General features: G+C 54.2%; 24 protein-coding genes and 1 pseudogene. 6 read left to right on the top strand and 19 right to left on the bottom strand.

Annotated elements, in window-relative coordinates; genetic code table 11:
- Positions 1 to 54: 54 nt before the first annotated feature.
- Together ACQ4W0_RS15370 and ACQ4W0_RS15375 are read right to left on the bottom strand one after the other, a co-directional pair.
- On the bottom strand, positions 55 to 2049 hold the full coding sequence (locus ACQ4W0_RS15370; protein WP_436577710.1) for a c-type cytochrome: 1995 nt from the start codon (positions 2047 to 2049) through the stop codon (positions 55 to 57).
- 192 nt (positions 2050 to 2241) lie between these two features.
- Positions 2242 to 3165 (bottom strand): LysR family transcriptional regulator, encoded by a 924-nt coding sequence (locus tag ACQ4W0_RS15375; protein WP_436577504.1) that lies wholly within the window; start codon positions 3163 to 3165, stop codon positions 2242 to 2244.
- Between the two features lie 101 nt (positions 3166 to 3266).
- On the opposite strand from ACQ4W0_RS15375, the gene ACQ4W0_RS15380 reads away from it, so the two are divergent.
- A complete protein-coding gene (locus ACQ4W0_RS15380) occupies positions 3267 to 4712 on the top strand; it encodes an amidase (RefSeq protein WP_436577505.1) in 1446 nt (481 codons plus the stop codon).
- A gap of 9 nt (positions 4713 to 4721) precedes the next feature.
- On the opposite strand, the gene ACQ4W0_RS15385 is transcribed toward ACQ4W0_RS15380, so the two are convergent.
- Positions 4722 to 5144 carry a DUF2061 domain-containing protein gene (locus ACQ4W0_RS15385; RefSeq protein WP_436577506.1) on the bottom strand — a complete coding sequence of 141 codons (423 nt, stop codon included), beginning with the start codon at positions 5142 to 5144 and terminating at the stop codon, positions 4722 to 4724.
- Between the two features lie 211 nt (positions 5145 to 5355).
- A pseudogene (locus ACQ4W0_RS15390) lies at positions 5356 to 5574 on the bottom strand (nuclear transport factor 2 family protein); the annotation flags it as partial.
- 17 nt (positions 5575 to 5591) lie between these two features.
- Here ACQ4W0_RS15390 and ACQ4W0_RS15395 point away from each other — a divergent pair.
- On the top strand, positions 5592 to 5969 hold the full coding sequence (locus tag ACQ4W0_RS15395) for a hypothetical protein (protein ID WP_436577507.1): 378 nt from the start codon (positions 5592 to 5594) through the stop codon (positions 5967 to 5969).
- Positions 5970 to 6005: 36 nt separating this feature from the next.
- On the opposite strand, the gene ACQ4W0_RS15400 is transcribed toward ACQ4W0_RS15395, so the two are convergent.
- The 4 genes from ACQ4W0_RS15400 to ACQ4W0_RS15415 form a co-directional block, all read right to left on the bottom strand.
- A complete protein-coding gene (locus tag ACQ4W0_RS15400) occupies positions 6006 to 7364 on the bottom strand; it encodes a chitinase (RefSeq protein ID WP_436577508.1) in 1359 nt (452 codons plus the stop codon).
- Between the two features lie 310 nt (positions 7365 to 7674).
- Positions 7675 to 8010 carry a hypothetical protein gene (locus ACQ4W0_RS15405; protein ID WP_436577509.1) on the bottom strand — a complete coding sequence of 112 codons (336 nt, stop codon included), beginning with the start codon at positions 8008 to 8010 and terminating at the stop codon, positions 7675 to 7677.
- Positions 8011 to 8037: 27 nt separating this feature from the next.
- Complete coding sequence (locus tag ACQ4W0_RS15410) at positions 8038 to 8316, bottom strand: hypothetical protein (protein ID WP_436577510.1); 279 nt, start codon at positions 8314 to 8316, stop codon at positions 8038 to 8040.
- 16 nt (positions 8317 to 8332) lie between these two features.
- A complete protein-coding gene (locus ACQ4W0_RS15415) occupies positions 8333 to 8587 on the bottom strand; it encodes a hypothetical protein (protein WP_436577511.1) in 255 nt (84 codons plus the stop codon).
- Positions 8588 to 8966: 379 nt separating this feature from the next.
- On the opposite strand from ACQ4W0_RS15415, the gene ACQ4W0_RS15420 reads away from it, so the two are divergent.
- Complete coding sequence (locus tag ACQ4W0_RS15420; protein ID WP_436577512.1) at positions 8967 to 10115, top strand: HigA family addiction module antitoxin; 1149 nt, start codon at positions 8967 to 8969, stop codon at positions 10113 to 10115.
- A 9-nt stretch (positions 10116 to 10124) separates the two neighbouring features.
- Positions 10125 to 10610, top strand: a complete 486-nt coding sequence (locus ACQ4W0_RS15425; RefSeq protein ID WP_436577513.1) for a hypothetical protein — start codon at positions 10125 to 10127, stop codon at positions 10608 to 10610.
- Positions 10611 to 11118: 508 nt separating this feature from the next.
- Here ACQ4W0_RS15425 and ACQ4W0_RS15430 read toward each other — a convergent pair.
- Genes ACQ4W0_RS15430 through ACQ4W0_RS15440 form a run of 3 tightly spaced genes read right to left on the bottom strand, consistent with a single transcriptional unit; the run spans position 11119 to position 13983 of the window.
- The gene (locus ACQ4W0_RS15430) at positions 11119 to 11925 is read right to left on the bottom strand and encodes a hypothetical protein (protein WP_436577514.1); all 807 of its coding nucleotides are present in this window, start codon (positions 11923 to 11925) and stop codon (positions 11119 to 11121) included.
- Positions 11925 to 13007 carry an AAA family ATPase gene (locus ACQ4W0_RS15435; protein WP_436577515.1) on the bottom strand — a complete coding sequence of 361 codons (1083 nt, stop codon included), beginning with the start codon at positions 13005 to 13007 and terminating at the stop codon, positions 11925 to 11927. The genes ACQ4W0_RS15430 and ACQ4W0_RS15435 overlap by 1 nt, the downstream gene beginning before the upstream one ends.
- Positions 12997 to 13983, bottom strand: coding sequence for a DUF262 domain-containing protein (locus ACQ4W0_RS15440; protein WP_436577516.1), 987 nt, complete (start codon positions 13981 to 13983; stop codon positions 12997 to 12999). The genes ACQ4W0_RS15435 and ACQ4W0_RS15440 overlap by 11 nt, the downstream gene beginning before the upstream one ends.
- 662 nt (positions 13984 to 14645) lie before the next feature.
- Here ACQ4W0_RS15440 and ACQ4W0_RS15445 point away from each other — a divergent pair.
- The gene (locus ACQ4W0_RS15445) at positions 14646 to 15134 is read left to right on the top strand and encodes a hypothetical protein (RefSeq protein WP_436577517.1); all 489 of its coding nucleotides are present in this window, start codon (positions 14646 to 14648) and stop codon (positions 15132 to 15134) included.
- 424 nt (positions 15135 to 15558) lie between these two features.
- Here the strand turns inward: ACQ4W0_RS15445 and ACQ4W0_RS15450 are convergent, their stop codons facing one another.
- The 4 genes from ACQ4W0_RS15450 to ACQ4W0_RS15465 all read right to left on the bottom strand — a co-directional run bounded on the left by ACQ4W0_RS15450 (position 15559) and on the right by ACQ4W0_RS15465 (position 19943).
- Positions 15559 to 17226 carry a UvrD-helicase domain-containing protein gene (locus tag ACQ4W0_RS15450; protein WP_436577518.1) on the bottom strand — a complete coding sequence of 556 codons (1668 nt, stop codon included), beginning with the start codon at positions 17224 to 17226 and terminating at the stop codon, positions 15559 to 15561.
- Positions 17223 to 19133: an ATP-dependent nuclease gene (locus ACQ4W0_RS15455; protein WP_436577519.1), complete on the bottom strand. Its 1911-nt coding sequence runs from the start codon at positions 19131 to 19133 to the stop codon at positions 17223 to 17225. Before ACQ4W0_RS15455 ends, ACQ4W0_RS15450 begins: the two co-directional genes overlap by 4 nt.
- A gap of 188 nt (positions 19134 to 19321) precedes the next feature.
- The gene (locus ACQ4W0_RS15460; RefSeq protein WP_436577520.1) at positions 19322 to 19564 is read right to left on the bottom strand and encodes an antitoxin VbhA family protein; all 243 of its coding nucleotides are present in this window, start codon (positions 19562 to 19564) and stop codon (positions 19322 to 19324) included.
- The gene (locus ACQ4W0_RS15465) at positions 19548 to 19943 is read right to left on the bottom strand and encodes a hypothetical protein (protein WP_436577521.1); all 396 of its coding nucleotides are present in this window, start codon (positions 19941 to 19943) and stop codon (positions 19548 to 19550) included. Before ACQ4W0_RS15465 ends, ACQ4W0_RS15460 begins: the two co-directional genes overlap by 17 nt.
- A gap of 117 nt (positions 19944 to 20060) precedes the next feature.
- Here ACQ4W0_RS15465 and ACQ4W0_RS15470 point away from each other — a divergent pair, with 117 nt between their 5' ends.
- The gene (locus ACQ4W0_RS15470) at positions 20061 to 20306 is read left to right on the top strand and encodes a helix-turn-helix domain-containing protein (RefSeq protein ID WP_436577522.1); all 246 of its coding nucleotides are present in this window, start codon (positions 20061 to 20063) and stop codon (positions 20304 to 20306) included.
- Positions 20307 to 20354: 48 nt separating this feature from the next.
- Here the strand turns inward: ACQ4W0_RS15470 and ACQ4W0_RS15475 are convergent, their stop codons facing one another.
- The 4 genes from ACQ4W0_RS15475 to ACQ4W0_RS15490 are packed head-to-tail and all read right to left on the bottom strand — an operon-like array spanning position 20355 to position 25922.
- Positions 20355 to 20852 (bottom strand): hypothetical protein, encoded by a 498-nt coding sequence (locus tag ACQ4W0_RS15475; RefSeq protein WP_436577523.1) that lies wholly within the window; start codon positions 20850 to 20852, stop codon positions 20355 to 20357.
- A complete protein-coding gene (locus tag ACQ4W0_RS15480) occupies positions 20849 to 23170 on the bottom strand; it encodes a hypothetical protein (protein ID WP_436577524.1) in 2322 nt (773 codons plus the stop codon). The genes ACQ4W0_RS15475 and ACQ4W0_RS15480 overlap by 4 nt, the downstream gene beginning before the upstream one ends.
- Positions 23167 to 24702 carry a tyrosine-type recombinase/integrase gene (locus ACQ4W0_RS15485; RefSeq protein WP_436577525.1) on the bottom strand — a complete coding sequence of 512 codons (1536 nt, stop codon included), beginning with the start codon at positions 24700 to 24702 and terminating at the stop codon, positions 23167 to 23169. The genes ACQ4W0_RS15480 and ACQ4W0_RS15485 overlap by 4 nt, the downstream gene beginning before the upstream one ends.
- The gene (locus tag ACQ4W0_RS15490) at positions 24702 to 25922 is read right to left on the bottom strand and encodes a site-specific integrase (RefSeq protein ID WP_436577526.1); all 1221 of its coding nucleotides are present in this window, start codon (positions 25920 to 25922) and stop codon (positions 24702 to 24704) included. Before ACQ4W0_RS15490 ends, ACQ4W0_RS15485 begins: the two co-directional genes overlap by 1 nt.
- Between the last annotated feature and the right edge of the window lie 487 nt (positions 25923 to 26409).

Raw genomic sequence — 26409 nt, forward strand, 5'->3', positions numbered from 1 at the left:
GCGGGCGGCGTCCAGCTGCCTATCGTTTGCCAGCGCCACCCGGTCAGGCGCGCCTCAGTAGCGCGCATCCTTGGGCTTGCCGCCCTTCGGCCAATCCTTGACCTTGTCGGGGAAGTCCGGGCGCGGCATGTGGGTAAAATATTCGGCCACGTCGACGGCATCCTGGTCGGACAGGTTGCCTTGGCCCAGCGGGAACTTCTGGCCGTGGCCCATCACCATGTTGGCCTTGACGAAGCCGGCCGCCGTGTAGGTGCGGGCCATGCCAGCGCCGATATTGAACGAGCGCTCGCCCCACAGGGGCGGGAAGGCCACCACGCCGCTGGCGCCCTTGATGCCTTCGCCATTCGCGCCATGGCAGACGGCACATTGCTCGGCATACACTTTTTTGCCATGCACGGGATCGGGCAGCAGCTTGCGGTCGATCTTCGCCACGCCCCGTCCCGGCACCTTGTCGTTCACTTGCGTGGCGCCCTTCATCCAGTCGATGTAGGCGACCATCGCCTGCAGTTCGGGGCCGTCAACGGGCAGCGGCTTGCCGTGCATGGAGCGGCGGAAGCAGCCGTTGATGCGCTCGCCCAGGCTGATGACCTTGCCGGCGCGCGGCGCTTCCGAGGGGAAGAAGGCGGCAATGCCGAGGAAGGGCGAACCGTTCGCCACGGTGCCGCCATTCAGGTGGCAACTGCTGCAATTGAGGTCGTTGCCCACGTTTTGCGGCAGGCGCGCGCGCGTTTCCGTCATCAGCTGCATGCCGTGGATCAATTGACTGGCATTCGGATCGGCCGTCAGGGCGGCGAAGCGGGGCGTGACGAATCCGCCCGCGTCCGGCGCCTTGAGCGTGAGCTCCTTGCGCACTTTGGCGATCTGCGCAGGCGTGACGGGCGCGCCCTGGTTGCCCCACTTGCCGCGCACAAAGGTGAGGATTTCCGCCAGTTCCGTGTCCGACAGGCGGTCATACGCGGGCATGCCGAAGGAACGGGGCGAGTGCTGCGTGACGGCCGACTGCCAGCCCGTCAGCGCGATATGGATGACGGAGGTGGCATCCTTCGACTGCACCGAGTCGTTTTGCGCCAGCGGAGGGAAGATGTTTTCCACGCCACGGCCGTCGCGACGGTGGCAGGTGGCGCAAAACTGCAGGTAGCCGAGGCCGCCGCGCGTGTTGTACAGCGCATCGTTGCTGGCCGCCACCAGGGGCGCCGTTTTCTTCGGCGGCGCGGCCGCCCCGTCCCTGGCTGGCAAGCCGTGCAGGTAATGCGCCAGCGCATCGAGGTCGCCATCCGTGAAGTACTGCGTGCTGTGCGTGATAACTTCCGTCATGCTGCCGGCCGCCGTGCCGAAACTGTTGCGGCCAGTCTTGAGCAATTGGACGATGTCGCCTGGCGTCCACAGATTGCGCAGGTTCACCGCATGCCAGCCGTCGAAGGTGAAGCCGGATAAGTAGAGCTTGCCGCTGCCGCCATCCTGGCCCATGGTCTTTTCCTGGAAGGCCACGCCGCGCGGCGTGTGGCAGGAGCCGCAATGGCCCAGCCCTTGGGCGAGATAGCTGCCCCGGTTCCACATGGCCGACTTGGCGCTGTCGGGCTTGAACGGCGCATCGTCGAGGAAGACGGCATTCCACAGCGACAAGCCCCAGCGCATGCTGAACGGCCATTTCATGTCCGTTTCGCGGTTTTGCTGCGCCACGGGCGCCACGCCGCGCTGCAGGTAGGCGTACAGGGCCTGCATGTCGTCGGGCGTGATCTTCGCGTAGGAAGGGTAGGGCATGGCGGGATACAGGTTGTGGCCATCGGCCGCCACGCCCTTGCGCATGGCGCGCTCGAATTGCGTGTAGGTGTACGTGCCCAGGCCCGTCTTCGTGTCCGGCGTGATATTCGTGCTGTAGATGGTGCCGAACGGCGTTTTCAGTTCCAGGCCGCCGGCCATGGCGGCGCCATTCGGGCTGGTGTGGCAGGCGACGCAGTCGCCCAGGCGGGCGACATATTCGCCGCGCTTGATCAACTCGGCCGAGGCGGTGGGCTTGGCGGGCGCGGCCCTGGCGCAGAAGGCGAGCATGCTCAGGAGCAGCATTGCCGCCAGCCACGTAGTGATTGAAAAGGAAGATGCGGGACGGCGGCGTACACCGCGGTCGTGGATGGAAATGGCGTTCATGGTGACCCCTTATTATTGGGGCCAAGCTTACGCATTCGTCACCACGGCGAAAATTGGGAGTTTCTTTCGATCGACTAGGTAATCTTCCCTAGTGTTTTATACTGGGAAATCGTGTACGCCAGCCTGCAAGCTGGCCATGATGCGCTCGCGCAGCCAGCGGTGCGCCGCGTCCAGGTGCATGCGCTCGTGCCAGACCATGGCCATCTCGTAATCGGGCAGGCGCATCGGCGGCTCCCACGTGCGCAGCGCGTCCAGCGCGTTTTTCAACAGGCGCGACGGTAGCAGGGCCACCATGTCGGACGCCGTCAGCAAGGGCGGCACGATGAGGAAATGCGGCACGGACAGCGCCACTTTGCGCGTGCGCCCCAGCTGCTGCAGCGCCGTATCGACATTGCTGCGGAAGCCGCCGCCGTTGGGCGAGACGACGATGAATTCCAGCGCACAGAACTGGTCGAGGTCGGGCGGCGTTTGCAGCAGCGGATGGTCGCGCCGGCCCGCCAGCACATAGTGCTCGGTGAACAGGGTGCGGTGGCGCAAGCCGGGCGGCGCTTCTTCCTGGGCCAGAAAACCCAGGTCGACCTGGCCGCTTTCCAGGTCTTGCGCCATGCGCGCCGGCACGGCTTCGAACACTGCCATGCGCGACAACGGCGCCTGCGCGCGCAGGGATGCCAGCATGGGCAGCAAGATCGCATATTCGGTGGCATCGGCCGCCGCCAGATTCCAGCGCACGTCGGCCGTGGCCGGGTCGAACGCCTGTTCCGGCTGCAAGACTTGCTCAAGCTGGGCCAGCACGGCTTGCAACGGTGCCAGCAGGGCCAGCGCGCGCGCCGTAGGCAGCATGCCGCGCGGACCGGGCAAGAGCAGCGGATCGTCGAAGGCCGTGCGCAGCTTGCCCAGCTGCACGCTGACGGATGGCTGGCTCAGGTGCAGCCGCGCCGCCGCCCGCGTGACATTGCGTTCGATCAATAAGGCGTTCAGGGTCAGCAGCAGGTTCAAGTCCAGCTTATGCAAATTGTTCATGACTATACCTAGTATATCAACTATTCATTTCCACTATGATAGCGCAAGCCCTACAGTAGTTCCTGTGACTTTCACTCTTCATCCATTACAGGAACTAACTAATGCAACTCCATGAATATACAAGTTTTGATGGCTTGGGACTGGCCCAGCTGCTGCGCGCTGGCAGCGTCTGCGCCGCCGATCTGCACGATGCGGCCGTGCGCGCCTGCGCCGCCGTCAACCCGCACATTAACGCCGTGGTCGAGCTGTGGCCGGCGGATGTGACGCAAATTGACAGCACAGTCAGCACTGCGGCATTTGCCGGCGTGCCGTTCCTGATCAAGGACGTGGCCGTCACGATGGCGGGCCAGCGCAGCGAAGCGGGCAGCCGCCTGGGCGCCGGCCATGTCGCCGCGCTCGATTCCCATCTGATGACGCAGTTCCGCCAGGCGGGACTGGTGACGTTTGGCCGCACCAGCACGCCGGAAATGGCGTTTGCCACCACCACGGAACCGGTCTTGTACGGCGCCACGCGCAATCCCTGGAACCTGGCCCTGAGCGCGGGCGGCTCCAGCGGCGGCGCGGCGGCGGCCGTGGCAGCCGGCATCGTGCCGCTGGCCCATGCGACGGACGCGGCCGGGTCCATCCGCGTGCCGGCCGCGTCGACGGGCCTGTTCGGCTTGAAACCGAGCCGTGGCCGCGTCTCGAACGGCCCCGCCATGGACGAAATCTTCAGCGGCCTGGGCGTGCAGCTGGGCGTGAGCCGCACGGTGCGCGACAGCGCCGCCTTGCTTGACGCCGTGCAGGGAATACTGCCGGGCGAGCCGTATGTGACCAGTGCACCGGGCCACAGCTGGCTGTCGCAGGTGGCCGTGGCGCCGGGCAAGCTGCGCATCGGCGTGCAGCGCGCCGCTTGCAATGGCGCACATCCCGTGGCTGCCGTGAATAGCGCGCTGGATGCCACCGTGCGCCTGCTGGAAAACCTGGGCCACCATGTGGAAGAAGTGTCACCCGCGCTGGGCGTGTCCTGGGAAGCGTTCGTGCACGCCAATGCCAGCATCTGGTGCGCCAACCTGGTGCCGTGGATCGACGCCCTGGCGCGCGAGAGCGGGCGCGGCGTGTCGCTGGACAGCCTGGAGCCGGCGACTCTGGCCTGCTACCGCCATGGCCAGGCCGTCTCGGCCGTCGATTTCGTCGCCGCCCTTGACGTGCGCAACACGGTCACGCGCCACGCCGGCGCCTTGTTTGAGCAGTACGACGTGCTGCTGACACCCACCATGCCGGACTTGCCATGGCAGCTGGGGCGCTATGGAGAGAATGAGGCACAGCTCGATGGGCTGGGCTGGACGGCGCGCCTGTTCGAGCATTCGCCCTATACGCCGCTGGCGAACGTGGCGGGATTGCCAGCCATGTCCGTGCCGCTGGCGCAGTCGTCAGATGGCTTGCCGATCGGCATGCAGTTCATGGCCGGCTATGGAAACGATGGCACCTTGCTGCGCCTGGCGGGACAGCTGGAACGGGCGGCGCCATGGGTGCAGCGGCGGCCTCCCGTGTGGGCAGGTAATTAACAAGGAGGACTACAGGGCGGCGAGGCGGGCCGCACCCCGGCTTTCCAAACGCATGCGGGCTTTTTCCCACAAGCGGTCGTGGAAGGGCAGCACAATCACGTTGCAGATCGGCTCGACCACGGCCAGCAAGCCGCCGAACGCCATGGAGCCCGTGGCCCAGTACATGACGCCGAATGCCACGCCCATGTGCAAGGTCGTCTGACTGAGCTTTTCGCCAGCCAGGGCGGCAAAGCCCACGCGGCTGGCGGCGTAGCGGCGGCGGATCGCGTGCCAGGCTTTTTCATGCATGGGCAGCAGCGCAACGTTAATGATGGGTTCGATGATTGCGGCCAAGCCACCGAGCGCCAGCGACCCCGTCAGCAAATAGGCGAGGCCGAAGGCGATCGACATATGCGTGCAGACTTGGCTGAATGTTTTGATGGCGGTGAACAAGGGATGCTCCTTTCTGTTGAATTCGCTTATCCTTGATTTAGATAGTAACGATTCTCATTTGCAAAAGGAAGTAAAATATTTCAACTGAATCCATAGATTGCATCTATGGATTGAGAAATATCAATTGCCCACGTATCCCGCTGCAGCCATCGCGGTCAGCGTATTGCGTCGCCTGTGACCAGACGGCTTGCCAGCGTCCATCGCGCCGCTCCTAGCTATCGATATGCCAGTAGAGCGACCGTGGCATGGCCTGGCTACCGAAATTGATTTCAAGCTGGGCCTGATAGCGCAGGACGGCCACATCGCCATGCAGGCGCACCGCGATCTCGCCCAGCTCCCAGCTCAGATAGCGCATGTGGCCTGCCGCGATGGCCCCAAGATATTCTTCCTTGGACAGCATGCTGCCGATGGGCGTGACCAGCTGAAAATCATCGGCGTGCCACCGTCATGGCGGAAGTGGCAGCGGCGCTGGCCGAACCCGGCCCCGTCTTCACGCGCATCGAAACGGCTTTGCTGGCATTCCAGCAAGGCTTGATAGCGGAAATTTCGTCCAGCGCCCATGGCCAGGAACTGTTCGATGCCACCGCCGACATCACCTTGAACGCGCGGGCAACCTTGGTGGCGTCAACGGCCCACGCACTGCATCAAGCCGAAGCGGCAGGCGATATCGCGCTGCGCCGGGTGGACGCAACTGCCGCGCAAGTGGCCGGCTTGCTGGTGGCCACCATGGGTGGCATCAAGCACACGCAAGGGGGAGGGGAGGCACTGCGCCAGGGCATAGCGCTGCACATGCGCTTGCTGGGCGCGGCGCTGCTGCGCATGTGAGCGGATTGGCTCCCATGCGCAGTCGGGCCAAGGCGGTTACGGCAGGGTCTTCAGCACAGTCTTCGTCGGCACGGAGAAATTATAGCCATCGTGGCGGTCCCAGTTGATCGACCACGTCATCACGCTGCGGAAGTCCGGATACGCCTGCTGGGGTTTGATGGTGCCGCAGTTGAGCAGGCGCGTCAGGCAATTCAGGGCATTGCTGACGTCGGCATTCGTGGTAAAACCCGAGCCGGCCGAGCTGCGCCCCGATGGCACGCCAAAGCCCACCTGATCCGGACGCAGGCCGGCGAAGGTGTTGCCGCCATAGTTAAACCCTTCGATCAGCATGCGTGCCGTGGCCACCAGCTGGTCGGCCGAGCCGGCCTTGATGGCGCCCGTGGCGTACGGCGTGTAGATGTCGCCATTGTTGTAGTACTGCGGGTGCAGCACCGTCAGCTCGCTGCGCAAGGCATTGATGATGGGAATGTAGGCGCCCCAGATGCTGCCATAGCTCGTGTAACCGCCCTCCACATACACCCATTCCGGCGCCATCGACAGGTAAAAGCTGCTGCCGACTTTGGCTTTCAGGTTTTTCACGGCGATCGGCAAATAGGTCTGGATGGCCGCGCCCTGCGCCACGCCATTTTCCAGGTCCAGGTCGATGCCGTCGAAGCCATACTTGGTGATGATGGCGTACAGGCTGTTGGTGAAATTCGTCGCTTCGGCCGTGTTGCCGACGGAAACGGAACCGTTCTGTCCGCCCAGCGACAGGATGACTTTCTTGCCTTTCGCCCGCTTGGCGGCCACGTCGGCGATGAATTGCGCTTCCGTGCCTGCCCCCGGATCGATGGTCAGGCTGACATTGCCGCCGCCCGCGTTGTCGCCGAACGAAACGACGATCACGTCCCAGTCATCACTGACCTGGCTGATCGGATACGTGGCGCCGCTGGGATTGGTAAAGTTGTGCCAGTAGCCGATCAGCGCGTGCTTTGCCAGGCCGGTGGGCGTTGGTGTCGGAGTAGGCGTCGGGGTAGGTGTCGGCGTTGGAGTGGGTGTCGGCGTAGGAGTTGGGGTAGGCGTGGGTGTCGGAGTTGGCGTAGGTGTTGGGGTAGGCGTGCCGCAGTCTCCCACCGCCGTCCACGGCTGGCCGCTGCCGGCGGCACCGCTGCTGGTCGACGGGTTATTTCCTTGCGTCCACCAGTTGGCCGTGTAATTGATGTTGTTGTAGCTGGCCTGGCCGCCGCCATTGTAGGCGGTACCGCTGTTCCATGGCGTGTAGCAGGCCACCGCTGTGGTCGCACTGGCCAGCAGCTGGCTTGCGCCGGCGCTGGCTCCGTCGCTGCTGCCGCCGCAGGCGGCCAACGTCCCCCCGAAGAGGGTAAGGATGAGGGTATTCATGACTGTCCGGTTCATCGCATCTCCTTGTGTATTTTTTCATGGCCGGCCGGCTGGACACCGTCCGATTTTTCAGAGTGCAAGTATTACAAGTGGTCGTCAACTGGTTTTATTCTTTGCGCAAGATCACAATACCAGTTGCGGCGTCACCCTAGGGCATGGGCGATGCGGACCATACCAGTGCCTGTTTTCCGGTGCGCTGGTATGGTGCCCGGAATCGCGCCGGGAGCAGGGCGGGGAAGGGAGGTGGACTGCCGTAACAACTACGGCGCTGTTTCCTTGAGCAAATCGGCATGGAGCACGCGCCACAGGTCCAGCAGCATCTGCGTCAAGCCCACGGTTTGGCGCTGCGCCCCCGGAAATGCGGGCCTGCACCAGGCCAGGGGGCTTTCTTCGACCTGCCGTCATCCCAAAGATTACTGGACAACAACATAAACGCGGGTGCCGCATCGGCGTGCTTCAGCGTCGCATACGCGGCCCCCGCCAGGGCCGGCGTGCGCGGCACAAACAGGGCGGCAGGCTCGAACCTGCCCGTGGGATGTAAATAACCGTTGCTGTCTCGCAGCCATTCCAGTGCGCCCAGGTGCTCGATGGTAAGCGTCGCGGCGATGCGCTGCGTTAATCCATCGTCCTTGTGGCGGTCAAGAAACTGCCCGATGCCCACGCTGCCCGCGAGATGTCCACTCGACAGCTACAGCATCACGCTGCGCGGCAGGTACTGGGCCATGTCGACGATGGTATTCGCCCCATTGTCTGCCAGCGCGTTCGGGCCATCCGTGTGGCTGTTAAGCACCATCCATTCCCCGGATTTGCCGGGAATAATACCCACCAGCTTACGCGTCTGCACCTGCCGCACGGTGGCATCCATGGTCAGCCTCAAGGCCGGCACTGTGCCCGTATGTACGCGGTCGCGCAGGCGCTGGCCAGGGTCGCGGTCGCGGTCGACAAACACGCCAGGCAGCTGGCACACTTGGCCGTCGTAGGGCCTATACAGCTGTACGCCGTCGATGCCGGTGCGTCAAGAATGACCATTGCTGTAAGCCGACAGGCTCAAAGCGCAGTTGTTTGACACCAGCGTGCACCAGGCGTTCATGCAGGACATCGATATACGCTTCATGCGGGGGCGATCCCGCGGCGCGCAGGTAGCGCTCGTCCAGGTCGAGTTGCCAGTCGTCCAGCTGCTTCCGCGACAAAAACTGCGTGGCGTCGACCGTCACGGCAGCCGACGGAGGAAATCGCATTTGCGATTGGCGAATCGGCCAAATGGAGGTTTTCTCATATCTACCCATAACTTCGCAGTCTTGGTAGTTTCGGAGGTTGTTGCGTTGACCTCTGCCTGATTTGAAGGGCTGAGTCAAATATCAGCAACACTACCTGTTGCGCCCTTGTTTTGATCGGGTTGTTGCGCATTTTGCTCGCTACTACGCAACAGCTGACCCGATGGGACATCATGTTGTTTCGATATGTGTTGCGCTGGTAAAGACGAAGATCAGCTGCACCCTTTCATACTGGCTCGGTGTTTATAGTTTGCGATAGGCAACCTAGCCCACATAGATTTCATAATTGCAACTTGTGTGGCCCTAACTTGCCAATTTGGGCAAGTTGGCCTATCCTGCTGGCATGAATGAAAAATTTACCGACTGTAAGACCCCGGGTCAGCTAATTGAGGCGGCCCTTAAAGAGAAGAGCTGGACGCAGCGCGTGCTTGCAATTGTTTTGGGCGTAGATGAAACCGGCATCAACAAGATTATTGCAGACAAACGCACCATTTCTGCTGAGATGGCATTACATCTGGAGGAAGTGTTGGATGTGCCGGCGGCGCAGTTTCTGCGTCTGCAGGCAGAGTATGACCTTGCTAAAGCGCGTATCGTTGCAAAGCCTAATCCCAAGCGAGCAACTCGTGCGCATCTATATGCAGGTTTGCCTGTATCCGAAATGATCAAGCGCGGTTGGCTTGATGCGACAGATGTCCGCAATACTGAGCGCGTTGAAGCCGAACTTGCTCGATTTTTCGGAGTAGATCGTGTGGAAGATATTGAGGTATTGCCCCACGCGGCCAAGAAGACCGCTGTAAACAGTCCGGCAACACCTGCTCAAATTGCATGGCTTAGCCGGGTTAGGCAGATTGCTTTGGAAATGCTGGTTCCGAAGTACTCGCAGCTGGCTGGTCGGCGCGCCATTGAGCGCTTGCAGCCATTATTGTCGGCTGCAGAAGAAGTCCGAAAAGTACCGCGCATTTTGGCCGAGGCGGGCATCCGATTCTTGCTTGTTGAATCATTGCCGCACGCGAAGATCGATGGAGTCTGTTTTTGGCTGAATGATCATGCCCCGGTGATTGCGTTATCGATGCGCTACGACCGCATTGACAACTTCTGGTTTGTTCTCCGACATGAGTTGGAGCATGTGATTCAAGGCGATGGAAAGGAAGCCGCAATCCTCGACGATCTCGAAGGGGAGAGGGCATCCACTTCTAGCTCAGCTTTGCTTCCGGAAGAAGAGCGCGTCGCCAACCAAGCGGCCTCAGAGTTTTGTGTACCTCAAAAGTCGATGGATAGCTTCATTGCTCGCAAAGCGCCATTCTTCGCTGAAAGAGATTTGCTAGGAATGGCGGCGACACTAAAGATCCACCCAGGCTTAGTTGCTGGCCTGTTGCAACATCGCACAGGCCGCTACGACAGGTTCCGTGCTCATTTGGTGAAGGTAAGGAGCCTAGTGGCTCCTAGTGCAATTGTGGATGGTTGGGGTGATGTGGCCCCTATTGGTGACTAGGAGATCGTAATGACGAGCAAGAAGCAAGAGCGGATGATGTGGATGCGCCGTTACAAGGATGAGACTGGCCAAGCGTCCATCGATATGAAGGATCTAGCAAAGTACATGATGGGTAAGGGGTGGCCCATGCCCGAGCCCAAGACCCCTCTTGAAAGGTTAGCAGAGCAACTTTCTGACGATGCCCGAGAAGAAATGCGGCGTGACTCAAAGACAGGGCGCCCGTATCGTGCTAACTTGGCTGTCACTGTTCGGCAGGGACGTGGACAGCAGATGACCCTATGGACTGATATTGACGAGGCGCCTCGTCATATTGCGCAAAAGGCATTCGTGCAACGACGTGAACAGATGATTGGTGATGGTCTTCAACTTACTTTCGATGTGACGCATTGGAACAGTGTAAATCCACAGGACGTAGCTATTGAAATGCCAATGGATTTCACGGATGACATTCAATGGCGTTTGAATTCTCCCGGGGAAGATGAAGAGGCTGCTTAAATTTTTTACAGCGGCAGAACCAGTCGATAGCATAGGAGCCTGGAGGAGGAGATTGGCTGAGCAATGGGTCGCTTCCGGCTTAATTTTTCGCCTAAATTAGGAATTTTTGGAAAGAGTTACAGTAAGGATAGGGACGCTAATTGTGGTACTTGAACAAAATGCGCAACACCCCGTAAACTACCAGTCCCGCACTCTTGGTAGTCGCGGTATGTGTTGCGCAAGCGTTTATCCATTGACTATGGCATTAATGCCATCTATTTTCAGATTTCATGCTGCTTAACGAGCGTTCCAGGTTCTCGTAGCTCGCGCATCATCACTCAACACAAACTCTAGCATCAAGGCTACGAATATCATTCTGTGTTGCGTGACAATGCTCTTGGGCACTTATCGTAAGTGCAACCCACTTATTTCAACACAAAAACACCGTTCATGCGTCAGTTCCTGCGGTCCAGTTCCGACAGTGCATTCGTTTGCTCGCAGAATTGACAGCGCCCGATGCTCGCTCCAACTATCCGTGATCTGCAATTTGCTCCCATAGCAGTTGGCCTTGTGCATTGACACCTAGGCGCTCAAATACGCGGGATGCGGTCGCAAAGTCTTTATAAGATGTTTTAACATTGATCGGGAAACCATGAAAAAAATTATCTCTGTGACAATGGAATTTATACCATTGATCGCCGACTCGATTGTAAACGGAGCTACCGATGAGAAGTCCGTTTGAGAGCGCTCGCTGACAACTTTGCAAATCTAATTGCATTGCTGAATGAATTTCTCCATTGACCATTTTATCTTTTGATATTCGATGCTTGGGGTTATCCTCGTATCTCCAGATCAACGCACTCATTTTTTTTGCGCAAGACAAATTTAAGATGCTCCGAACGCCAAATTTTGAACTATTAATTTTTAAAAAATTTTCTTCTATATGCGTGAGCGAGATAACAGCAGCCCCGAAATATAATGACGAAGCTTCATCTAAGCTCGTCCCTTTAACGCACAGACCACTACTATCCACAACACTTGAACCAACTTCTTGATGAAAGCTTTCTACAAACGGCGCTTTAGCAAAAAAATCTAGGAACAATGCAGCAAGTTTCTGATATTTAGGTTCTTTAGTTAATTCGATGATAAGTTCAATGAGGGATTTATCCGATAGTATTCTTGCCTCCTTTAATTTTCGTGTGCGTTTAATCGGACGCCCATTAGATAGCTCAATGGCAAGAGCAGCGATCTTCGTCATTTCTTCCAATGCAGCACATGCACTGGGAGAGTCAGGGAGTCCAGCGGAGAATGAATGGTCGTTAACGAAAATTTCCATCAGAATAATTTCAATAAATCTTTTTGTGCTTGGTCAAAAAAACCTTCTTGGTAATCAGTTAGATTCCCATCTGCATCAATACGGATCGCCTTGACCTCTCTCCCAACGGCATCATGTTTAATGGAATTAATTACCGTTCCATCAGATAAGGCTTCATGGAATTTCGTGGCAACTCTAATTCCGTTGATAATGTGGTCGCTATGGGTTTCCAGTATGACTTGTACACCCGAGAGTGAAAGTTGAGCAAGAAATATAGCTAGTTCAGACTGGGCTTGAGGATGGAGATGTACCTCTGGATTTTCAATAATGAAAGTTCCGCCAGTTCGGATGCAAAATGCGCCGACGATTATAGGAAAAACATAACTAACTCCAAAGCCTGTATTTACCGGTCGCACTTGTTGTTTAGAGATGGAAGATCCGAAAGTATTCGCGACCTTATCCATAGAGCGGAACGATTGCGCGGAGATGTCGAAGCCTGGTGAAATCTTACGCATTACTGTTTTAACAGCAATTTCAAGCGAAATCCCAGATGAAATTCCTTCGATCTCAGCGCACGCCAGTTGCGCTAACGCATGGTTCTCCACTTTCTTGGCTGCGCGAGCTTCGAACTCGGACATCGAAAATTGCCCAAAAATGCCGAGATTCAATTCTTTTGATTCAAATTGAACATCATAGCTATTACGCGGGCCGAGTCGTTCCGCGCAAAGATAGAGAAAATCGTTCTCAAAAAAATCATGTGCGGCACCATCATTTCGCACTAACGGTAGATTGTAACTATCACGATTGACGTTGCTAGTTAATGAGGAAAATTGTTTGTCGTCAACCATAATCAATACTTCTGGATCTATTGCAAAATGTGAAATTAAATCACTGATATGGCCAATTGAAATATATTGTCCGATTAGTGGTATTATATTATTGGAAAGCCCATCCACTTCATTTGCTTGGCGAAGCAGCAACAAACATTGAATCGCCGTCGATTTTCCGGATGCGTTTGCGCCGCAAAACACTGTTAGATCGTTAAATGTAAATTCTTGTGAGTCAAAGCATTTTACATTTTTTACGGTAAGCTTAGAAATCATTCTTCATGCCCCTTACGTCATCGAATAATTTTTGCACCTGTGAGGACGGCGCAACTCTGAATGGACTGAGTTTGATTGGATAGAGTCGATATCTGTTTTCGGAGTGGGAGTTTATGACAAACTGATATAGTTCTACTATGCTGAAGTCTTCACCTCGGACACGGGGAGGCAGCGCATTTACATTAATGCGCAAATTATTACCATAATGATTTACTAAAAGATTAATTGATTTATTGAATCCAACAGATAAAAGGCGTCCAAGAGCCGGATTATTCTCGATCTCTACTGTTAAAGTATCTAGAATTTCTCCCACATTCCTCTCGCCGCGAATACTAATCAAGTCTTCGCAAATGGCGATGAGTAGGAAGCAAATTAAAATTATTTCATCTTTTTTACTTTCATTTGCTTGAATTTCAAACCTACTCTTTGAGAAACTAAATTCTACCAGGTTGGAAATGGAATTTCTACATTCACGAATTAATTTCCCCGCATTTCGATACGCAAAATTTCGAGCTGCCTGACTTCTTGTTCGTCGCTCACTCTCTAAAAGTCGCCAGTAGAATTCAGACTTCAACTCCAGAGGAGTATCGTAGTTCAATATAACAAATAAAATCTCGGTTCGATCTAGAATACTTAATGTTTCATGATATGGTAGATCGTCAAATTTCAAATTATTATAATCTTTGTGAATTCGAAGATCTTTTAAAGGATATTCATTTCTTCGATACTGACAGAGGGAGTTAAGTCTTTGACTTCCATCAATTACAAAAAACTCTCCACTTGATGATTCCTCACACCAAATAGGCTGAAGGGGGAGACCTAGTAGTAAAGACTCGATGAACTGACTTTTCCTCCAGTGTGGCCAGCTATGTGTATCTTTGAATTCAGGATCAACAATTAATTGTCCCTCTTCAATGCGGTTGAGAACCGTGTTCGCTGTGAATCGTACTGATTTCTGTCGAATGTATTCACTCATACTTGGGTTTGTCCACAATTGAAACTTTTAGGTCGGGGGAATTCTTACATCAAACACGTGCAGCTAAGGCAACGTTGCATTCTAACGTCCTTTGATCCGCATCGCTATCTTAAGCGATGGAACGCCACGAGTTTGCTAGACGCTCGACAGTCTCTGAAAGTATTGCTTCTCATAGATTGCCGAAAACAGCTGGCTGCAAGCCAAAATGACTCCAAATGAAACATGCTCATGGGAGAATAGCAATTGTACTAGCTTCGCGGACACATGATGACCTCACCTGAATTGACTGGCGGCACTGGATTTACCTACGAAGACGCCGTTACGGCGCACTACCTCGCAGCGATGGTCGGTGGTACGACGGCAGCGGCTCTGGGTGGGCGGATAGTACAGCGGGTCGCCCAGCAACAGGCCGATTTTGGCGAACCGCTCGACGACGTGATCGTCGATGCCGCTTCTTTGACCGATACAACGGTCATGCGCCTGTCGCTACCCTTCCGACTTCGCTCCGCAATCAGAGGTCGACCTCGTGGCGGCATAGTGGTTGCGTGGCGGCTACGACGCCAGCGCTCCCAAGGCGCTCGCCCGTCAGCACGGGCTAATCGAACTGGCCAGGTTTGGGGCACCAGACTTGGGCCGCAATGTGCGCATCCGGGAACAGAGATATGCGCCGCTCGCGGCACAACGACGAACGGATGGCGGGCTACAATCTACCGAAGCTTGTCGAGTCGCTGCTATTCGTTATCGTTGAACACGCCCCTGATGCCGCGCGCTTTGCAAACCACCGGTGGGATGATCTCTACCAAGTCATGCCATTGATCGATCGCATGGTACGCGCCGCCGACTGGCACCACTACGTCGCACACCAATTTCTTACGTTATGTGAGCGTTGCGGCGCGGTCTATGCGGCCGATACTTTTGCCGACCAACTGCTGGTGCACATTATCGATGGGCGTTTTCCGGAAGGCTGGAAGGGCACCACGCTACCTGTGAAGATTGCCTCTTTGGTGCAGGCGCATGCCGACCGGCGTCATCCGCTGCCAACTGACTTGGCCCGTAAGCTGTTGCAAGTGCTCGACGCACTTGTGAACCTTGGCGACCGTCGCAGTGCTGCCTTGCAACAAAGCGAGTCATTCCGAGGCGTGAAAAATTAAGGGGTAATTAATTCCCATCTATACGGTAACGCAGCCGGCCTAAGCGGCATGCTCACTGACAGCACTGCTGTAGTTCGGAGATCTACACCGGCTGGCTATAAGCGAGTAAATGGCGGCGGCCCACTCACCACTGCTGCTATCACCAGTGAATCGACAATTGCGCCGGCTGATGACCACGCCGCGTAGCGCCCGGCTTGACGCTGACCTTTGACTGACTCGCCAGTGTCCAGCAGACACGTGGCGATTCATTCTCGATTACCATTGGTTTTGTAGATGTCGTGTCCCGCAATTACACACATCAAAGTTACCCTTTCTGTTCGCCTGTGTCCGCGCGTTTCATTGCTACGACGCACTGCCAAGTACCAATGATCATTGATTTAAGTGTCGGCATACACGGACAATTGCTTGCTAAATGCTCTGTTTCTTAAGCCGGGGTGAGGAATGGCTGCGCATATCCAAAAAACTCAGTGTAGGGACTACGCGCAACGTCCCAACGCTTGTTATAGTTCGGTGGTTTTGGTCTCTGGTCTGCATGTGTTAGAACCAGTCGGCGCTTCGCCCTGGATACGCCGACAAAGAATACACAACGCTCATCTACCGGGTTGCCAAAGAAGGCTTCTTTTTCAATCCCGAGCATGATCACGGATTCAAACTCTAACCCCTTGCTCTTATGGATCGTCAGCAGTCGCACCGCCTTGTCGTCGGAAAACCGGTTTAACGCCAGGGGCAATTCGGGCTCGACTGTCAGTAATTCTTCGATCCTGGTCTTTGTCTGTGTAATCACTTCCCTGAGGCGAGCATGAGCTTCATAGTCCGGGGACAGTGCCACCAATGTCTCAAGCCCAACCATGCCAAGTAACTTGGACGCATGTTCCCACCAGCCGTCGTAAGGGGCTTCAAGCAATTGTTCGACCGATACCTCCTTGCGTTGGTTCTTGACGAATTGATGGAAGAATCGGCGCTTGGCGGACTGTATGTCTTCATCGTCATAAGGCATCAGCTGTTCCGAAAGGCGCATCCAGGCTTTAGGTTCTCGCTGTCCATAGAGGCAAGAGAGAAAATCAACAATCAACCGGGCAGCGGGCTCGGATGATAAATCCTGCAATTGGGTCTCGTTGCGATACGGTATGCCGTGACGCGTTAGCGCCGCCATCAAATCGTAGGCGTACTGATCCGGCAGCTTAGAAACCAGGATGGCGACCTCGGAATAAGGCATTTTCCCGCCTTCAGTCCATCGCGTAATCAGGCCAGCGAGGTATTCTGCTTCGTGTTGACTATCTGTGAAACGCCAAGAGAAGACTTCGCCGCCATCGCCTATGAGCTGGTCGGGCGGCATTACAGAGGCCGCGTCCAATACACGAATAATTTCGTTCTGCATGCGCAATAGATTTGGCATTGAGCGGAAATTGCGGTACATGTTCAATGGCACTGCTGCAAAATCATTCGCATACAGTTGAAATATCCCCTCCAACGCACCGGCCCATCCCATGATTTTCTGCTTGACGTCTCCAACCGCAGTCATACGTATTGGTGTCCCTTTGAACGCGACCTTGATCAATTCGTACTGGTCGCCGGTGCAGTCTTGGAACTCGTCAAGGAACACGTCGGTATAGGTTTGCCGAATTGCGTTGCGCGCACTTTTGGATTGCCTCAATATTTTGATGGCGAGCGGAATGATATCTTTGAACTCGATCTGTGTGCGGACCACACGATTGGTACCGATCTGGTAACCAGGATCAAGGGTGTCGGCGCCAGTGAGCACCGGACGGAATCGGTCGATGATACGCTTGGCAAAAGCGTGGAAGGTATGGCTATCAAACCGGCGACCCAACGCGACGCCGCAGCGGCGCTTCACCCTAGCCTTCAGGTTCGTACTAGCGTCCACCTTGAAAGATATTGCCAAAATACGCTTAGGATAACGGCATTGTCCCGTGCGCAGCAGAAAGTCTGCGCGCTGGGCTAACATCTCAGTTTTGCCTGCGCCTGGGCCCGCATTTAAAGCCAGGTTCACCTGCCTCTCCTTCGCCGCCCGCAACGCATTTGGTTCAAGTGTCAGACCATCGGCTGGAACCCACAATTCAGGTGCGATCATTCCGGCAACTCCCCCAAGCGCGCAATGACCGCATCGACAAGGCGTGCCAACGATGCGGGCATGTTCGTTAGCATCTCCTCGTCAGTAATATGGCCCAGCGCTTGGATGTGCGCGGCTGGCTTGCTACCGACCTTAAATAGACTGTGGTAAGTACTGAACAGCTCCAACTGTTCTTTTGTATATTGGTTTGCACCGTGATGGCTTTTCCCGAGAACTGCTTTAACCGTATCCGAGTCAGAGGCTTCCTTTTTCACGCCATACTGAACGGGGAAAGCTGCCAATAACGCGAAGTCCAGATCCAATGGGAAGGAGAAGAAGACACCGCGGCTCTCAAGATGATCGAAGTAGGCTTGATACGCCGCTGTCGTTACGTTGTACTGGTCATTGTTCCAGGATGGTATGTAATGGTCTGCAGGTAACTGCTTGGCGGGCTGATGCTGCCCCAGTTGATCGTTGACATACTTAATACGGCCCCAACCGCCTCCGAATCTGGCCAGGTCGAGGTCGAGCAACGTGAAATAGGGTATCTGCAGCTCGGAGAGTAGACGCCAGAAGTGATTGACGTGGCGGCCGCCTAGCGGCGCCACCGTCACACCAGACTCGTCAATTGGTGCTCCTTTTGCACGCAGCAGCCTCGGCAGTACGATTTCCTCGCTGTCACCTTCACCGAGTACGACCAGCCGGGAAAAGTAGATCTCAGGGAATGCCTGCACAGCCTCTCGGACGAATTTATGCGCCTCATCAGCGGCGGCGGGCAGCCGTATGGATCGTACTTGGGTCGAACGCGCCTCATTCAAGCGGAGATGGCGAATGCTTTCTGGTGAGACGCGCCGCAACATCGAAGGTGCATGAGTCGCTATCAAAGCTTGAGCATCTCCATCGCTGGTAATGTTCGATAACGTGCTGACTATCCGTCCGAGAAAATGCGGGGAAAGGCTGTTTTCTGGTTCCTCTATAGCGATAATGGTGAAGACAGGAGGGCGAAGTTTTTCCACGTCGAAGCTAGTGTCTTTTCCAGCTAGTACCTTGCGGCCTATTGCGTGTGATGACACGACGAGCGACAAGTAAAGCATAGACTTCTGGCCATCGCTCAAGCGCGAAAAGTCTGCGACGCGTTCGTCGTGCGCTGGCGAGAAGGAGATCGATAAATGGCGAAGTAGCGCTTCAACCTCGGACGCAGCGAAAGTTATTTTAGGATCAGCAAAAAAACTCCCTTTGTGCAAGGCGGTCCATGTGTCCGCGAGGCACTCGCTAAATGCGCTAATAGAAGGGTTGCTTGCCAAACGTTCAGTGATTTGGTCCGTTAGGGCCTTAATCTCGGCTCGTTCCTTGTCCCAACTTACTGCGCGCAGCATCCTGCCAAGCAACGCGCTGGCACCGTAGGCAATGTGATCGGCTGGATCGCGTCGGGCCGGAAGATAGTGTACGTGAATTTCGTTGCGCTCTGCTTTAGGTACCTGAGCCGTTGTCAAAATCGTGCCGTCAGCGTTAACGTCAAGTACGTACACCAGCGATTCTTCGATTTCACCTGCGTCAGACAGCGTTGCCTCCAGACGGAAGCGCACGCGCACCAGTCCATCGACCTCGTCCATCCTCATATGACTGAAGTTAGGTGCAACTGCGTCGCTATTGTTGTCATCCTCAAGCTCTGGAAAAATGAAATCTACCTCGATCCAAAGCTTGCGCTCCGCCGGCACTTCGGTTTCATTGTATGGCACGTGGAAGTCCGATTTTCTGACCCGGCGTAATGAGGGATCGAACGCAAATAGGCGGCACACAGCCTGTAACGCAGCAGTTTTTCCTGATCCATTGGGGCCAATCAAGTAGCACAATTCGGGTACTGTAAAGCTCACGGGCTCTGGCCCAAAGGATTGAAAATTTGATAGCCTAATATTGTGCAGTTTCATAGCAAAGCAGTCTCGTATAGGTTGGAGCGGCCGCGCTTCTTGGTTTTAATACGCGCAAGTGTAAGAGTATTGTCGAAAGGTAGAGCGTCAATTCTCTCCGTTCGTCACACTTTGCAAATTTGTTATCACTACATCAGTATTTTCCGGCCTAGACGAGCTGCATTACATCACTCGACCGGTCAATGAGCTCAGAGGCTTAGCGAGAAAAATTCGTCAATACTGATTTCACCTCGAACAAAGCGAGCGGCTTCCTGTTCCCAGGCTTCGCTCAACTTAAGCCCTGATAGAAATAACGAAGAACGCGCGAAATCTACTGCGTCTAGACGCCTACGTTGATCAGCACTGATTCCGATACTGGCCGAGGCCGCCTGTCTATGATCCACATCATAGGCAGTGCAGCTCTTTTCGTGCTCCTTACTTTGGATAGGCATAAGAGGATGTTACTGGTCTGTCGGTAAAAATAGTCTCTAGTGAAGCTGAGGTAGCTCTGAGGTCCGTCCGGCGATTCATTACCTCTAGGGCAACTTCAACACGGTACGCATACAGGTATTCATAGAGGTGCAAGTGACTAACTTCCAGCTCACTTGATGACGAACGGGCAAACAACAAATGAGCGACAAGGGCAAGAGGGCCCGCCAAGTAGCCGCGTGACTCATCGCATGGGTTTTCCAGAACTTGATCAAGGCTATCTGCGATCCTATCAAGCCAAAAATCCGAGAGTTGGCAGGGGAGGGCAGCACTCGGATGTTTATCTAGTATATCTTTCTTAAGCTCGACTAGATCCATTAAAGCTGGCAAAGGTTCTTTCATCGAATTCCCCCTGGTTGGTCTTATCTACTTTGACCTCCAGTGCGTGTGAAATCCCGCACATTGAAAATGGGTCGTAAATGCCGTGGCCTATTTTGCCCGATAATTTGAACATGGGGTATGAATTCTGCCTCTAAAACCTCAGATTATGACGTTTATTTAAAAGCAATTGGCGGTACCATCCGTGAGTTGCGTAAGAACCTAGGTCTTTCCCAGGAGGAGCTGGCACATCGGTCTTCGATTGACAGAAGTCACATGGGGAAGATTGAGCGTGGAGAGCGAAATGTCAGCGTTGTAAATATAATACGAATTTCACGTGCATTGCATTGCGCTCCCTCCGAGCTGCTTCTGCGTGCAGGAATCTAAGTAGATTCTTGCTCCTAAGCATCAGAAAGTCATACTGGCGCGCTCACTTCATTTTCTTTTGGCTTTGTGTGAGAGGTGCTTTGTAGCAAGTTCTTCTTGAATGTTAGTCACGTTATCCGGTATCGCGCCCCAATCCGTCAGCGTGCGCAGTACCTCTTGATGACCCTCGAAGAATTGCGCCCACCTGCTGAATCCCCCCATTGCTCCAACAGCACGCAACAGAGCAACATGAGAGGCAGTCAAAGTTTGAACGCTGGCTTCCAGTTCGACGATCCGTCGTTCTTTCTTGGCCAACGCTGCGGCAGCTTCAACAGCGGACTGCTTTCCGACTCGGCCACGCCATGCCCTATACTCATGCTGACGCCCTTGGTAGTCAGCCAGAAGAGCACTCCTGGGCTCGTTACGCGTGATCGATGACGCAGCTTTGATAGTGGGGTGCAAACGCGCGACGGCACGTGCGGTGATGTCCTGGTCGTCCGCCAGCAGCATCTCGAGAATTACTAGCATCGCAGTCTCATGTTCCGGCATTGCTTTTCCCTCGCTCATTCGTCCACCACATCACGCGCACGTGGAATTGACAGATCCACCCCGTCTGGGAAGGCCCGCTCACCATCGGGTGTAACAAGAAGCCTTTGCACTCCGGCAAGCCTTTCTTCAGCATGCTGAAGCTGATTCTTCCACCCAATGCTATTGGATGTTCGCGCCCGTATTGTCTCGATTGCCGTTTTAAATTTGCCTTCAAGGCGAATCAGATTTACCTTATTTTCAGGCAGCCCTGTTGCGGAGAGATGGCGGCAATTCGCAAAGCATTCTAGATGTTTAGGGCAGGGGTCCACTGTGAAGGAGTTTAGACAATGACCGTAGGGTGTTGCGTGAAATCCGTCGGCCTCGACGCGTAGGTATTCATAAGCCGCAGCATCGCCCTCCTTAGCTTGAATTCGGACGAATGCTTCAACAATAGGACCGCTGGCCTTGCCTCCTTTGATCATCTTAGCTACTGTGGTGGCCTTTTCTCCAAGCAACAGTTCAACGTCTTCGGGAATTGAAATTTGTTCAAGTTCTTCAGCTAAACTGCGATGGTCGTATTCATAGCTCTGTGCCACACTGCGGCGATTGTAGCGTTTCGAGATAATCGTATCGGCTACACCTAACCGAAAGAGCTCAGTATTCTGTAAATGTCTCAACATATGGGACTCTAAACGCAATTCTTGGTCCGCCTTAGTCTTGCCATAGCGCTCGAACAGAGATGGGATCTTGTCGTGATCACCTAGTCCTATGCCCACCAAACGCGAGTCAGGACGACTTATCGAAAAGTAGCGCGTAACGTCGCAGATCCCGTCATTGCGCTCTTCGGAGAGAGAACGCTTTGGATGCAAGAAGAGCAATTGCCAAGACTGAATTACACCAGAATCGGCGGTCATTGGTAAGAGGTCTGGCATTTTGGAGGGTGTCATTTTTCGAATGTGCTCCTCCAGTTCTCCCACATTCAAATAGGTATTGTTCCAAGACATTCTTGCTTCGTCATAAATCGGAACACCTGTTGAGGTGCGGAAGCGCATACTAGTTTCGCCGGCACGCATTTGCTTTTGCAGGCGATTTCCGAACATGTAAATTGCCATGTCGAGCTTTCGGGTAGATCCAAGGGACTTCTCAGCCTGAAATTTGTGTAGCTCACGTAGTATGGCCGGGTCAAAATCCTTACGATACTCGTTGATGAAGTGGTCTCGCTCTATGTCAAGCCAGAATGGATTGCCACTGAGACGGGTGTAAATATCTGAGAACGGGACAACCTCGTCTTCGCGAAACCATGGCAACAGTCGCCCAGTTTCGCATTGCATTTTCAACGTTTCCCGGAGCGGAGATGTGATATAAGCAACTCTTTCCAAGGTTTCGGTCAATAGCGTACGGAACATCTCCGGTACCGCCTGTGTATTTTCCCGCAATACTCGGCTGTCCGACTCTTGCTCCTGCTGCTTTTCCGCAAAGTGCCGAAGCATAAGTGTGCTGGAAAACCCTCCAACTTCCCCCGCACCTTGGCCTTTCGCATCGACATAACTTCGTTCACGCTTCCAATCGACCGGAAGCAAGGCAGCCTCACCAGCGCGCAACCCAGTAATGATCATCGTCCGAGTCGAAGCGAACCGAAGTTCATCCATGAATGACTTCGGATGCTCGGTCATCACAATACGCACTAGTTCCCAAAAAGCTCGATGGGATGGCAGTCGTTCGACACGTTTTCGCTCTTCCAGCTTTGAGCGAAGCTCGTCTTCAGACAAGGTCTGTCGAGACCTCACGCTAGTCACGTGAACTCTTTCTACCCCAAGCAGAGCATACATTTGGCCCGCATCGCAAATATGATTGGTATCCAGGATGACCTTGACCAATCCGGCAACGAGGTCGCCAAGTTTGCCGGACGCCTGCACGGACGTTGCAATTCGAATGGCATACTGAAGGTCGTCCAATGTAAGTTCCCACGGCTCGCTTTCTACACACGTTGCCATGACGCGAAGAGGGCGCGCGATGCTTTGATAAACGTATCCAGAAGAGTTCCGTTTGACTAGTAATTGCTCGATGACTGCCGCTTTAATAAAGTCTTGCCAGGCAGACGAAAGGGCACATTGATGTAACTCTACGAGTCCGCACGCTGCGCGTTCGACATTGATGATACTGAGTGTTTTGGCATCAGTACCCAGGTCGCGCAGATAATACGCTGGCGGAGGGACATCGCCCACGCACGTCGTCAAGTTCCAACCAGCATCGTCGACAGCATAGCCGTCGCCGTTGATCTTGAAATCCCAAGTAAGCTCCTTGCTGATGGCTAACGATTTTCCGAGTTCAACGAAGGATTTGTAGTGTGGGTTCATGCACCGCCACCTTCAATTTCGTCCATGACTGTTTGAATCTCGCTGATTGTTCGTTGAAGCTGCATATAAGTTGGCGACTTTAAATCGGCCCGTGAACTTCGCTCAAAAAAAAGTACGATTTCCCGCATATCACCTAAGACCTTGCTATGCAGACCATTGTCTGTGACGGGCATAAACTTACGGCATCCGTAGCATGATGCGACTGGATTGTACGGACACGATGGTTGCCCTGAACTGCATCCACCAATCCCGGAGATCGGAATCCCATGCGGAACCGCTGCAATTTGTTGCTCATCTTTAAGTAAGGCCAGCTCGTCGGGCGAGATAAAACGGTCATGTGCAATTTTTGCGATGCGACGATACACTTCTGAAGCCCCCAATGCCCGGTTAACCCGTTCGGCATGTGAAGCAGACGTGGCGTAATAGATCAGCCCTGTGTTTGTCTGAGCATGTCCCAAATATTCAGCCAATTCTTCATGACCGGCGCCGGCATCGACTAGTCGCTGTGCTGCGGTATGGCGCAAATCCGTAGCAGTGCCCAGATCATCCGAACCGATCAGTTGGCGAACAAGCGAAGAAATTCGCCGGCTCACCTCTTGAGCGGACTTTACCTGAAAGAATTTCTCAGCACCGTCTGTAGTGGCTTTGTCTAAATAGGCCTTTAAGTAAACAAATATCAGTACCCATTCGCGCTTGACTCGTCGTGTCAATTGGACTCGGTGCCGATTACCTCGCTGCTTAGCCATGTGAAAGGTTAGGTGAACAGCTGGATCATCTTCAATCCCATCATTCCAGATTCGTACATGTCGCGCATCCAGTATGCCTATTTGCACAGGACGCATCGCAAACTGATATGCACACAACATCATTCCTGCATCAGCTAGGGCAGGGTGGGGGATATGCTCCCCTACTCGCAGGCGAGTCACCAGGTCGTCTAAATGGCGAACAATTGGCGCCTCATCTTCAGGAGATAGAAAAACGTCGCCGCCTCGAACCGCCGCATATTTATCGACTGTAGGAAGGGGAAGCGTCGTGCGCAGGAAATCTCGGTAATCATGAGACCACCCATTCCAATGATATGTACATAGCAAATGCAGAATGTGTTTTGCTAGAATGTACACTCCAGCCCCCAGGTCGCGTGCGCGCATTTTAGACCATAAATTTCCGATTTCAAGTGGGCTTGCTTGTAGCAGAGCCGTTAGATCGTGGTCAGTCAGGTGATGTAGCTTGGAGAAATAGCTTGCTATGGTCGCAGCGCTGAGATCTTGTTCGAGCATCATAACAAGAGTGTGTTTGAGTACGAGAGCGCAATGATAATTGCGTCGGACAAAGCTCACCTTTAAGCAGCGTCCGTGAAAAAAAATTTCGAAAACATTTTCTTCAGTCGGAGCAGGAATTGATCTTGTTTTGTCGTCGAACTCATCGTAGTACCTAATGACAGAAGGCAGCGGCTGCAGGCTGGCACAAAATGTAGTTAATGCAGCATCATCGATTTCTGAACTGTCCAGATCAAAAGCTAGCTGCTTTTCCATTAGTATTCCTTTGGGATCGCGCGCAACAGGGCGACTCGATCATCAAATGCATTGTTCCAAATGCCCGCAAGCCGGTCTTCAAAAACAGCCCGAGCATAGCGAGATGGCATTGTTGACTGGCGTGACCAACCGAAGAATGTTCGCATTTTTTGCAATGCCTCGTCCATCGAGTCGCCATGCTGGAGTAACTGATGGAGACGAACTACAGCACAGGTGTGGCGAAGATCATGCGGTGTAACGGTCGTCTTGCCTGTACGCGACTCTAGTTCCCTGATCACTTGAGCTGGAAGTCTACTTGATATCACAGAAAATGCCTTCGTAAGCGCCTCAGTCGATAGTGGTAGGTTCGACTTGGAATTCAGCAGGAATGAGTGCTGAGGGCGGCCTCGATAATTACTAGCATATGACTCAATAATGCGTGCAGTGGTTTCGCTGGTTGGAATTTGCCTAATCGAATTCTTGGTTTTGATGCTCGGTTTGGAGTAACGAGGATCTTGGGCAGCGCGTTCGTAATCATTTTCCCGAACGTTGATCCAACACCGATCACGTCCCAATTTTGCGTCAAAAGCGCTCTTAATTGCGTCCGCGGGAAGTAACAAAACCTCGCCGCGCCGTAATCCCTGGTGGAGCATCAGAATAAACGCCACATACACACGCCAGCGCGTCTGAACGCGAGGAAACGGATTATCTTTGGATTCGGGGTCTAGGATCTGATACAACACCTCAACGGTAGACGCCGGCAGCGAACGGAGCATTTCTGGCGTATTTCGCTTCTTCACGCGGAATTGGCTGTACAGAACTGATAGTTGATGAAGTCGGCTTTCGATCAGGCGCAATGTCTTGTGAGAGTCGCTTTTTGCTATCCAAGACACAATCGAGGTCACGAAACCAAATCCTACTTGCCAGCGTGTCTCATCAGCTTCAGTCGTTACGGCTTGATTGCGGATGGAAATGAACCATGATTCAAGCATGTCAGCCAGGCGGCAATCATTCAATGTGCCGAGCGCGTCGTCCAGTGAACCATGCCCACATAGTTCATCGGCGTGTTGGTACAGGTTCTCGATGTAGCGCAACTTCTTGACGTGTGTCGAATCGGCCAAGGCGCCAGTGACTGCGGCTGACCATACAACAGCCCAATAGCGCGGCAGACCATGCCGGTCAACCAGAACGGGACCGGAAAGGCTCGAAGGGATGTGCGAATCGGCAAGTTGAATTAGCATCAGCATCCTAAGTTCGCCGCAACACCTAAACATACCATTAATCGGGTATGCGATTTGGTACTTGAGAAAAATACGCAACAGCTCGTTAACTACCGTCCCTTCGCATAATTTATATTATGTCAAATAGAAGATGGGTCAGGGGGAACATATGTGGTAATAACCGTTCGTTTGCGTCCGGCGAAGCGAAAGTACCCTGCGGTCAGAAGCGAATTTGACAATCGCCGGATGTTTTGAAGCAAAAGTGTCCTGTTGGAGCGCTCCGAAGTATATTTGGGGATCTTTGAGGAGTAAATTCAGGGAGTCGCTAGTTTGCACATGTTCCCCGAATTCACTTCCTTTGGTCAGATCGAATGATCTATAGGCATGATCGTCGATTCCACGAAAAAATCAAGGTACTAGTACGCCGACAGCATTTTGAGTACTCCAGCGACAGCATAGTAGATACTCCGGGGTGCTGAAAAGAATCAACTTGCTGTCGCACAGTGAT

Origin of the sequence: Janthinobacterium breve (assembly GCF_051380895.1) — a bacterium.
Classification (GTDB): Bacteria; Pseudomonadota; Gammaproteobacteria; order Burkholderiales; family Burkholderiaceae_D; genus Janthinobacterium.